The following is a 9,752-nucleotide window of genomic DNA, read 5'->3' as shown; positions in this document are numbered from 1 at the left end:
CATGCAGCCAGGCGGCGAGGGCGTCGAGCGGCTCGGGCTGGTGCTCGAACAGCGCGGCGAAGGCCTGTTCGGCGCGCTGGCCGACCCGCTCGATGGCGGCCACCGCCAGTTCGCTCTTGCCGCCGGGAAAGTGGTGGTAGAGGCTGCCCTTGGGCGCGCCGGCGTCGGCCAGCAGTTCGCTCAGGCCGACGCCGTGCAGGCCCTTGCGCTGCAGGGCGTCGATCATGGCGTCGATCAGCTTGTCGCGGGTGGTCTTGTTCATGGGAGAGATTATGTAGACCGGTCGGTCTAGGCGGGCAAGCGGCATTCCGGTCGCGTCTGGCGGCAAATGCGCCAGGCTAGCGAGTCATCTTCTTCACGAACACCACCACGAACAGGGCCATGGTGAAGCTGCCGACGAAGGCTTCGACGGCGGCGATCAGCCGCGCCAGGCCGCCGGGCGTGATGTCGCCGTAGCCCAGGGTGGTGAAGGTGACCACGCTGTAGTAGAGACAGGCGAGCAGGTCCTGCAGGTTGCCCAGCAGGCTGCGGTCGAGGCTCAGGCCCAGTGTCTGGCCGCCCTGGTTGACCCCGGTGAGGAAGTACAGCAGGCCGCAGACGCCGATCAGGCCGAGGGAGAACAGCACCACGTTGAGCGGTTTCTCGCCGTAGCCGCAGAACAGGTCGACCAGCCAGGACAGCAGGCGCCGCGCCGAGAGCCGTGGCATCTGCAGGCGCCGCATGAGCATCTCGCGGTGGAAGAAGTAGCCGGCCTGCTCGAACAGCCCGGCCTGTTCCAGGTGCAGGCGCAGGTTGCGATAGGTTTCCTCGGCCTCCTGAAACTGCTGCTGCGCCGCGCTGGCGTCGCCGCGGCGCAGCAGCTCGCGCGCCACCCGCTCCTGCAGCAGTTGGCGATCCCACACCACGTTGTCCAGTCGCGCGCCTTCCAGGCGCACGCCCAGCAGGTTGCAGTCGCGCAGGTCGACGCAGTGCAGGTTGGCCTGGCGCAGGTCGGCCTTCATCAGCGAGCTGCCGCGCAGGTCGAGGGCGAACAGATGGGCGTGCTGCAGGTCGGCGCGGTACAGGTCGGCATCGCGCAGGACGAAGCCGGCGCGGCTGCCGTGGTTGACCAGATCGATGCCGGCCAGCTCGGCCTTCTTCAGCTGGAAGCCGAGCATCGGCTGGCCGCTGCGCGCGCGCTGCTCGAGGGCGGCGCGCAGTGCGGCGTGCTGCTTGTCCGTTTCGGCGTCCTGCCAGAAGCCCTCGTCGGGCTGGATGGTTGCCATGGCCGAGCCTCGTGGCGCTTTCCTCAAGCCTAGCCCGTGCCGCCCGCCCCGGTGTCAGGCGTGCTGCGCCACCCAGGCGGCATAGGCGTCGATGAACTTCTGCAGGAAGGGCCTGATGCCGTCGCCGAGCATGCCGGCCTCCTCGAAGAAGCTGCCGGCGCCGCCGAGGTAGGCCTCCGGCTGCTGCATCATGTAGACGTCGAGAAACACCATGCACTGGCGCAGCGCATGGTTGGCGCCGAAGCCGCCGATGGCCCCCGGCGAGGCGCTCAGCACGGCGCCGGGCTTGCCGCTGAAGGCGCTCTGGCCGTAGGGCCGCGAGCCGACGTCGATGGCGTTCTTCAGCGCCCCGGGCATCGAGCGGTTGTACTCCGGGGTGACGAACAGCAGCGCGTCGGCGCCCTTGAGCTTGGCGCGAAAGGCGACGTAGGCCTCGGGCGGGCTGCCCTGGTCGATGTCCTCGTTGTACAGCGGCAGGTCGCCGATCTCGACTATCTCCAGCTTCAGCGAGGGCGGTGCCAGCTGAGCCAGGGCCAGCGCCAGCTTGCGGTTGATCGAGGCCTTGCGCAGGCTGCCGACCAGCACGGCGACGTGGTAGGTCTTGCTCATGGGAACTCCTTGCGGCGAGAACGAATGGGAGTGAGCAACTATAGACCGCCGTTTATCGCCTGCCGGACGCTCCAGCTTGAGCCTCGCCGTCGATCGGGGTCATAAAGGCGTCATGTTGCGAGCACAGTCTGATGCGCAGCATTCCGTTTCGAGCCGTTCGGCTCATCCCCTGCCCAACGATCCATCAGCCATGTTCGGCCAGCGCCGACGAGGACAACGTTATGGGCATCCATATCCCCCTGGGCTTCGATCCACAGTTGCAACTGGAAGCGGAAATCCCCGACGAACGCGACCTGCATGCCGAGATCGTGGCGATCCTCGCTGCGCTGGAAGCCCTGGCCGCCGAGCTGAGGACGGCCGGGGAGCCTGGCGCGCAGCGCCCCTAGTCCGTTCCGAAGGCCGCCAGCAGATCCTCGGCGAAGGCCAGCTGCGCTTCGCCGGGGCTATGGCCGCGGTGGCTGGCGAGGCGGAACTGCACGGTGAAATCCCAGCTGTCCGGCAGGCAGCGCAGCTTGCCGCGCGCCACCCAGGGCGCGGCGATGTGCTCGGGCAGGTAACCCAGGTGGGCGCCGGAGAGGACGAAGGCCAGGCTGCCCTCGACCTGTTCGCAGCGCGCGCTGCTGACGCTGGACTGCCAGGGCTCGCCGGCGGCGCCGAAGCGGTAGGGGTGCAGCACCCGGTCGCCGTCTTCCAGGTCGCTGGCCGCGACCGTCTCGCGCCCGAACAGCGGGTGCTGGCGCCCGCAGTACAGGCGCTGGCGCTCGGCGAACAGCGGCCGGTAGTCCAGCGCCGTCTGGCTGCCGGAGAAATAGCCGATGGCCAGTTGCAGCTGGTCCTGCAGCAGGCGCCGTTCCAGCTCGGCGGGCATGGCGCTGAGCAGCTCGATCTGCACCGCCTGGTTGCGCCGGCGGAAACGCCCGATGGCATCGCCGAGGCGTTCCAGCACCTGGTCGGAGAGCGCCTCGGAGAGGCCGATGCGCAGCTCGCCGAGCAGCTTGTCGGCCATGCCCTGGGCCTCGCCCTTGAAGGTCTCGATGGCGCCGAACAGCTTGCGCGTGGCGGCCAGCACCTGCTCGCCCTTGGCGGTCAGGCGAAAGCCGGCCTTGCCCCGTTCGCACAGGCGAAAGCCCAGGCGCGTCTCCAGCTTGGCCATCTGCGTGCTGATGGTCGACTGGCCGATGCCCAGCTCGCCCTGCGCCGCGCTGAAGCCGCCGCTCTCCACCACGGTGACGAACAGGCGCAGCAGCTGCAGGTCGAGGTCGCGCAATTGGCTGAGCATGGCGGCTCCATACATTGATGGCTGTCGATGCCAGAGTAGATCACTTCGTATTTATTCGAAGCAACGCCGGGCGCAGGATGACCCCCAGCCCATCACCACCACGAGGCCATACCCGATGCGCCAGGTCATCCTCCCCCTGCTGCTGTGCAGCGCCTTCGCCGTGCAGGCCGAAGACAAGGCCCTGAATCTCTACAGCTGGTCGGCCTATATCCCCGAGCAGGCGCTGCAGCGCTTCAAGGACGAGACCGGCATCCGGGTCAAGTACGACATCTTCGACAGCGCCGAGGCCCTGGACAGCAAGCTGCTCACCGGCGGCAGCGGCTACGACGTCGTCTTTCCCGCCTCCAGCGGCCTGGCCCGGGCGATCCAGGCCGGCGCCGTGCAGCCGGTCGAGCGCCGCCGGCTGAGCAACCTGGGCAACCTGGACGGCGAGCTGCTGGCCAAGCTGGCCGTGGCCGACCCCGGCAACCGCTACGGCGTGCCCTACACCTGGGGCACGGTCGGCCTGGGTTACAACAAGGAGGCCGTGGCGCAGCGCCTGCCGGGCGTGCCGAGCAACAGCCTGGACCTGCTGTTCAAGCCCGAATACGCCAGCCGGCTCAAGGACTGCGGCATCGCCGTGATCGACTCGCCCCAGGAGGTGATCAGCATCGCCCTGCACTACCTGGGCAAGGACCCCTACAGCAGCGACAAGGCCGACCTGGCGGCGGTGCAGCAACTGCTCGCCGGCCTGCAGCCCAGCCTGCGCTACGTCGGCAGCGGCCGGCATATCGACGACCTGGCCAAGGGCGAGATCTGCCTGGCGCTGACCTACAACGGCGACGCCTTTATGGCCGCCGACAATGCCCGCGAGGCCGGCCAGCCGTTCAGCGTGGAGTACCGCGTGCCGGTCGAAGGCACGCTGATCTGGTTCGACACCATGGCCATCCCCGCCGACGCGCCGCATCCCCAGGCCGCCCACGCCTTTATCGACCATATGCTGCGTCCCGAAGCCATCGCCGAGCTGACCAACAGCGTGTTCTTCGCCAACGCCAACCAGGCCGCCACCGCGCTGGTGGACGAGGCCATCGCCGGCGATCCGGATATCTACCCGCCGGCCGAAGTCCGCGCGCGCCTGTTCAGCGAGCAGCTGATGCCGCTGCGCCAGCAGCGCGAGCGCACCCGTATCTGGACCACCTTTCGCAGTCAGTATTGAGGACAAGGCAATGGAAGCATTCCAAGGCAACGACCTGGCGATCACCCGCGACAGCCTCTACGGCACCTACTCGGAGCCGACCTACGCCGGCGTCACCAGCTTTATGCGCCGGCGCTACTCGCGCGACCTGGAGGGTGTCGATCTGGTGGTCAGCGGCGTGCCCTTCGACACCGCCACTACCAACAGGCCCGGCAGCCGCTTCGGCCCGCGGGCGATCCGCGCCGCCTCGGTGACCAGCGCCTGGGAACGCCACTACCCCTGGGAATTCGACCCCTTCGACCAGCTGGCGGTGATCGACTATGGCGATTGCAACTTCGATCACGCCCTGCCGCACAGGATTCCGGCGGCCATCGAGGCGCATGCCGAGCGGATCGTTGCCGCCGGTTGCGGCCTGCTGACCCTGGGCGGCGACCATTTCATCAGCTACCCGCTGCTCAAGGCCCATGCCAAGCGGCATGGCGCGCTGTCGCTGGTGCACTTCGATGCCCACAGCGACACCTGGCCGGATAGCGATGCCAGCGAACAGGGCGTCAGCCACGGCACCATGTTCTACCACGCCGCCCGCCAGGGCCTGGTGGACCCGGCGCGCTCGGTGCAGATCGGCCTGCGCACCACCAACGACGACACCCTGGGCTTCCAGGTGCTGGACGCGCCCGAGGTGCATCGCCGCGGCCCGCAGCAGATCGCCGAGCTGATCCGCGCCCGGGTCGGCGATAACCCGGTGTACCTGACCTTCGATATCGACTGCCTCGACCCGGCCTTCGCCCCCGGCACCGGCACCCCGGTGTGCGGCGGCCTGAGTACCCACCAGGCGCTGGAGATCCTGCGTGGCCTGCGCGGCATCCACCTGGTGGGCATGGACGTGGTGGAGGTCTCGCCGCCCTACGATCACGCCGAGATCACCGCCCTGGCCGGCGCCACGGTGGCCATGGAGATGGTCTGCCTGTATGCCGCGCGGCATAAGCTGGGGGAAAGGACGTAGTTGGCCGTAGGTTGAGGAGCAGCGCGACGAAGCCCAACGAGTCCCGTCTGCTGCCGTTGGGCTTCGCTGCGCTCAGCGCCAACCTACTTCGTCCAGCCGTTCGCCCAGGCCGATGGGCTCTGGGCGAAACAGCCGCGCGTCCATCGGCTTCGGCTCGCGCACGATGGGCGCGAAGTCCATGCGGGCGAGGATGTCGCGCTGGAGATCCACCCCCGGCGCCACCTCGATCAGCTCCAGGCCGTCCAGGCTCAGGCGGAATACGCAGCGCTCGGTGACGTAGAGCACCGGCTGGCCGCGCTCGGCGGCCAGGCGCCCGGCGAAGGTGCGGTGTTCCACCTCGGCAACGAACTTGCGCAGCGCGCCGTCCTGGACGATGCGCAACTGGCCGTCTTCGATGCGGATGTCCTGGGCGCCGGCGCTGAAGGTGCCGACGAACACCACCTGCTTGGCGTTCTGGCTGATATTGATAAAGCCGCCGGCGCCGGCCAGGCGCGAGCCGAACTTGGACACATTGAGGTTGCCCGCCGCATCGGCCTGGGCCAGGCCGAGGAAGGCGATGTCCAGGCCGCCGCCGTCGTAGAAGTCGAACTGGTAGGGCTGATCGAGCAGCGCGCTGTGGTTGCTCGCCGCGCCGAAGTCCAGTCCCGAGGCCGGCACGCCGCCGATCACCCCGGGCTCGGCGGTCAGGGTCAGGCGCTCGATCACCCCTTCCTCGGCGGCCACCGCGGCGACGCCCTCGGGCATGCCGATGCCAAGGTTGACCACCGCACCGCCCTTGAGCTCCAGCGCGGCGCGGCGGGCGATCAGCTTGCGCACGTCCAGCGGCAGCGGCGCCAGGCTGTCCACCGGCACCCGCGTCTCGGCAGCGAAGGCGGGGTTGTAGGCGGTGGCGAAGGTCTGCTGGTGGTTGGCCGGTTCGGCCTGCACCACGCAGTCCACGAGGATGCCGGGGATCTTCACCTCGCGCGCATTCAGCGAGCCGCGCTCGACCAGGCGTTCGACCTGGGCGATCACCAGGCCACCGGAATTGCGCGCGGCCATGGCGATGGCCAGGCTCTCGATGGTCAGCGCCTCGCGTTCGAAACTGAGGTTGCCGTCGGGGTCGCTGCTGGTGGCGCGCACCACTGCCACGTCGATGGGGAAGGTCGAGTAGAACAGGTAGTCCTGCCCGTCGATGGGCATCAGCCGCACCAGCTCGGCGGTGGTGCGCGCATTGAGCTTGCCGCCGCCGTGGCGCGGGTCGACGTAGGTGCCCAGGCCGACCCGCGACAGCTGCCCCGGCTTGCCGGCGGCGATGTCGCGAAACAGCTGGGAGATCACCCCCTGCGGCAGGTTGTAGGCCTCGATGCGGTTGTCCACCGCCAGCTTCTGCAGCCCCGGCACCAGGCCCCAGTGACCGCCGATCACCCGCCGCACCAGGCCTTCATGGGCCAGGTGATTGAGGCCGCGGCCCTTGCCGTCGCCCTGGCCGGCGGCGTACACCAGGGTCAGGTCGCGCGGCGCCCGTTCGGCGAGAAAACGCCGCTCCAGGGCAATGGCGATCTCCTCGGCGAAGCCGATGCCGACGAAGCCGCCGGTGGCCAGGTTGGCGTTGTCCGGGATGCGCGCCACGGCTTCGGCGGCGGTCATGATCTTGCTCATTGCGGGTACTCGTGGAGAACGGGGGCTGCAGGAGCGGCCGGGAGCTGCTCCTGCAGGGCCTGGTCAGAAACTGCCAAACAGCGTGCCCAGGGTGATGACGACAACCAGCGCCACCAGCGGGAAGGCCACGGTGTTGACGAAGATGAACTTGTACGACTCGCGGTGGGTGAGCTTGCAGATCGCCAGCAGCGAGATCACCGCGCCGTTGTGCGGCAATGTGTCCATGCAGCCCGAGGCCATGGCGGCGACGCGGTGCAGCAGCTCGGGGCTGATGCCGGCGGCGTTGGCCATGGTCAGGTACTGCTCGCCCAGGGTCTTCAGCGCAATCGACATGCCGCCGGAGGCCGAGCCGGTGATGCCGGCGAGGATGTTCACCGCCACCGCCTCGGAGATCAGCGGGTTGCTCGATACGCCCAGCACCAGGTCGCGGATGATGACGAAGCCGGCCAGGGAGGCGATCACCGTGCCGTAGCCCACCTCGGCGGCGGTGTTGAGGATCGGCAGCATGGAGCCGAAGGCGCCGTCGTTGACGCTCTGCTTCAGGTCCATCCAGCGCCGCCAGTGCAGGGCGATCAGCAGCAGGATGGCGGCGCCGAGGGCGACGATGATCGACCAGATGCCGATCAGCGACTTGGCATCCTGCAGGCCGCCGAATTCCGGCTTGGCCAGGTAGCTGGTGTCGAGGCTAGGCAGAATCTGCTTGGCCATCAGGAAGTTCAGCGCGATCACCACGAAGATCGGCAGCAGCGCCAGCCAGAAGCCGGGAATGTCGCGCTTGTCCTCGGCAACCGGGTCGTCGCGGTGTTCGCCGTAGCCTTCGCCGGCGGCCATCAGCTTGCGCGACTGGGCGGTGAGCCACCAGGTGCCGAGGCCGAACATGATCAGCCCGGCGATGACGCCCAGGCCCGGCGCGGCGAAGGCGTCGGTGCCGAAGAAGGGGTTGGGGATGGCGTTCTGGATCGCCGGGGTGCCGGGCAGCGCGGTCATGGTGAAGGTGAACGAGCCGAGGGCGATGGCACCGGGGATCAGGCGCTTGGGAATGCCCGCCTCGCGAAACAGCGCGGCGCCGATCGGGTACACGGCGAAGGCCACCACGAACAGCGACACGCCGCCGTAGGTGAGGATGCCGCAGGCCAGCACTATGGCCAGGATCGCGCGCTCGCTGCCCACTTTCGCGACTATGCCGTGGGCGATGGCGCGGGCCGAGCCCGAGTCGTCCATCAGCTTGCCGAACAGCGCGCCGAGCAGGAACAGCGGGAAGAACTGGATCACGTAGCCGCCCATGGCCTTCATGAACACCTGGGTGTAGGTGGGCAGCAGCAGGCCGATGTCGCCGGCGAACAGCAACGCCAGCAGGGCCAGCAGCGGAGCGAGGATCAGCACGTTGATGCCGCGGTAGGCGAGGTACATCAGCAGCGCGAGGGAAATCAGAATACCTAGGGTACCCATGGGTGGTTCCTTTTGTTGTTGTTCTAGCGGCTCTGGGCCGTTTATCGAGAAGACGCGCATGCGGCAGCGCGCCCTTGCCGGATATAGAGCCAGAGTCGTGCCAGAGGGCGTTACGACTTTGGTCGATAGGGCGGGAAGGCCTATGGCCAGGGGTTTTCAGGCTTTCAGACCGAGCGCGGGAAGGCAGGAGAGGTACGAGATGGCCTCCAGCTTTCTGGATTTAGTCCAGATTCATGGAATTGAAAGGTCGAAGGTTGTCCAGATATCTGGATTTCTGGGGCGTGTTGTAGGGGGGTAATCGCTGTTCCTTTCCACCGTTGCGTTCAGCGGGGTAGCCCATGGTGGATCGATAAGGCGTGATCCACCCTACGCCCGAGTCGTAGCCCGGATGCAATCCGGGGCTTTGGGGGCGTCGATTCCCGGATTTCATCCGGGCGACCTAACTGCGGCCCACAACACCTTCTGTAGGCGCGGCTTTAGCCGCGAAGCTTGGCGCAACGGCTTTCGCGGCTGAAGCGAAATGCCGCCCAGCCGCTTCCACAAATGAGCAGAATTAGCCCCGGCGCCCCAACCCATGCTGCGCCAGCTTGGCGTAGAAACCGGCGCGGGAAATGCCCAGGCGTTCGGCGGCCTGCTGGCGGTTGCCGCCGGTGGCGTCCAGCGCCGCTTGCAGGGCCTGGCGTTCGGCCTGCGCCAGCTGCTCGGCCAGCGTCCGCGCGCCGGCCGTCACCACCGGGGCGACGGGAATCTGAGCACTCGGCGCTACCGGATCGACCAGCAGAGCGCGCAAGGCCGCGCCATCCAGTCGCCCGTCGACCGCCAGCTGCGCCCGTTCCAGCAGGTTGCGCAGCTCGCGCACGTTGCCGCGCCAGGGCTGGGCGCAGAGCAGGGCCAGGGCGTCGTCGCTCAGCTCCAGCGGCGCCAGGCCGGAGCGGTTGGCCAGGTCGTCGAGCAGGTGTTCGATCAGTGCGGGAATGTCGCCGGCGCGCTCGCGCAGCGGCGGCACGCGCAGGGCCAGCACGTTGAGGCGGTAGTAGAGGTCGTCGCGAAACTGCCCGGCGGCCACCTTGGCCTCCAGGTCGATATGGGTGGCGGCGATCACCCGCACGTTGAGCGGCTTGACCTGGTTGGAGCCGAGCGGCTCCACCTCCTGCTCCTGCAGCACGCGCAGCAGCTTGGCCTGCAAGGGCAGCGGCAGGTCGCCGATCTCGTCGAGAAACAGCGTGCCGCCGTTGGCCACCTCGAACTTGCCGATGCGCGCCTTGCGCTCGGCGCCGGTGAAGGCGCCGGGCGCGGTGCCGAACAGCTCGGCCTCGACCAGGGTTTCCGGAA

Annotated in this window: 10 protein-coding genes; 3 read left to right on the top strand and 7 right to left on the bottom strand. The window is 68.3% G+C overall.

Features of this window, described 5'->3' with window-relative positions; translation table 11 throughout:
- The 3 genes from N878_RS04590 to N878_RS04580 all read right to left on the bottom strand — a co-directional run.
- Positions 1-262, bottom strand: a 262-nt coding sequence (locus tag N878_RS04590; RefSeq protein ID WP_021442513.1) for a TetR/AcrR family transcriptional regulator, incomplete at its 3' end; no start/stop codon positions are given.
- Between the two features lie 76 nt (positions 263-338).
- Positions 339-1,265: an ion channel gene (locus N878_RS04585; RefSeq protein ID WP_021442512.1), complete on the bottom strand. Its 927-nt coding sequence runs from the start codon at positions 1,263-1,265 to the stop codon at positions 339-341.
- A gap of 54 nt (positions 1,266-1,319) precedes the next feature.
- Positions 1,320-1,874: an NADPH-dependent FMN reductase gene (locus N878_RS04580; RefSeq protein WP_021442511.1), complete on the bottom strand. Its 555-nt coding sequence runs from the start codon at positions 1,872-1,874 to the stop codon at positions 1,320-1,322.
- A 221-nt stretch (positions 1,875-2,095) separates the two neighbouring features.
- On the opposite strand from N878_RS04580, the gene N878_RS28290 reads away from it, so the two are divergent.
- The gene (locus N878_RS28290) at positions 2,096-2,260 is read left to right on the top strand and encodes a hypothetical protein (RefSeq protein ID WP_021442510.1); all 165 of its coding nucleotides are present in this window, start codon (positions 2,096-2,098) and stop codon (positions 2,258-2,260) included.
- On the opposite strand, the gene N878_RS04575 is transcribed toward N878_RS28290, so the two are convergent.
- Positions 2,257-3,153 (bottom strand): LysR family transcriptional regulator, encoded by an 897-nt coding sequence (locus N878_RS04575; protein ID WP_021442509.1) that lies wholly within the window; start codon positions 3,151-3,153, stop codon positions 2,257-2,259. The two genes, N878_RS28290 and N878_RS04575, sit on opposite strands and share 4 nt — an antisense overlap.
- Before the next feature lie 115 nt (positions 3,154-3,268).
- Here N878_RS04575 and N878_RS04570 point away from each other — a divergent pair, with 115 nt between their 5' ends.
- The gene (locus N878_RS04570) at positions 3,269-4,348 is read left to right on the top strand and encodes a polyamine ABC transporter substrate-binding protein (protein ID WP_021442508.1); all 1,080 of its coding nucleotides are present in this window, start codon (positions 3,269-3,271) and stop codon (positions 4,346-4,348) included.
- Between the two features lie 10 nt (positions 4,349-4,358).
- A complete protein-coding gene (speB, locus tag N878_RS04565; protein ID WP_021442507.1) occupies positions 4,359-5,330 on the top strand; it encodes an agmatinase in 972 nt (323 codons plus the stop codon).
- Between the two features lie 72 nt (positions 5,331-5,402).
- Here speB and N878_RS04560 read toward each other — a convergent pair whose 3' ends face one another.
- The 3 genes from N878_RS04560 to N878_RS04545 all read right to left on the bottom strand — a co-directional run.
- Positions 5,403-6,971: an acyl CoA:acetate/3-ketoacid CoA transferase gene (locus N878_RS04560; protein WP_021442506.1), complete on the bottom strand. Its 1,569-nt coding sequence runs from the start codon at positions 6,969-6,971 to the stop codon at positions 5,403-5,405.
- A gap of 63 nt (positions 6,972-7,034) precedes the next feature.
- Positions 7,035-8,420, bottom strand: a complete 1,386-nt coding sequence (locus tag N878_RS04555; RefSeq protein WP_021442505.1) for a GntP family permease — start codon at positions 8,418-8,420, stop codon at positions 7,035-7,037.
- Positions 8,421-8,973: 553 nt separating this feature from the next.
- A partial coding sequence (locus tag N878_RS04545) for a sigma 54-interacting transcriptional regulator (protein ID WP_021442503.1) occupies positions 8,974-9,752 on the bottom strand: 779 nt, incomplete at its 5' end.

Source organism: Pseudomonas sp. EGD-AK9 (assembly GCF_000465935.2).
Lineage (GTDB): Bacteria > Pseudomonadota > Gammaproteobacteria > Pseudomonadales > Pseudomonadaceae > Aquipseudomonas.
This window is presented reverse-complemented; position numbering and strand designations above follow the sequence as displayed.

Excerpts from the sequence above, each read along its gene's own strand:
- N878_RS04585 (WP_021442512.1), bottom strand. The coding sequence starts at position 1,265 with ATGGCAACCATCCAGCCCGACGAGGGCTTCTGGCAGGACGCCGAAACG.
- N878_RS04580 (WP_021442511.1), bottom strand. The coding sequence starts at position 1,874 with ATGAGCAAGACCTACCACGTCGCCGTGCTGGTCGGCAGCCTGCGCAAG.
- N878_RS28290 (WP_021442510.1), top strand. The coding sequence starts at position 2,096 with ATGGGCATCCATATCCCCCTGGGCTTCGATCCACAGTTGCAACTGGAA.
- N878_RS04575 (WP_021442509.1), bottom strand. The coding sequence starts at position 3,153 with ATGCTCAGCCAATTGCGCGACCTCGACCTGCAGCTGCTGCGCCTGTTC.
- N878_RS04570 (WP_021442508.1), top strand. The coding sequence starts at position 3,269 with ATGCGCCAGGTCATCCTCCCCCTGCTGCTGTGCAGCGCCTTCGCCGTG.
- speB (WP_021442507.1), top strand. The coding sequence starts at position 4,359 with ATGGAAGCATTCCAAGGCAACGACCTGGCGATCACCCGCGACAGCCTC.
- N878_RS04560 (WP_021442506.1), bottom strand. The coding sequence starts at position 6,971 with ATGAGCAAGATCATGACCGCCGCCGAAGCCGTGGCGCGCATCCCGGAC.
- N878_RS04555 (WP_021442505.1), bottom strand. The coding sequence starts at position 8,420 with ATGGGTACCCTAGGTATTCTGATTTCCCTCGCGCTGCTGATGTACCTC.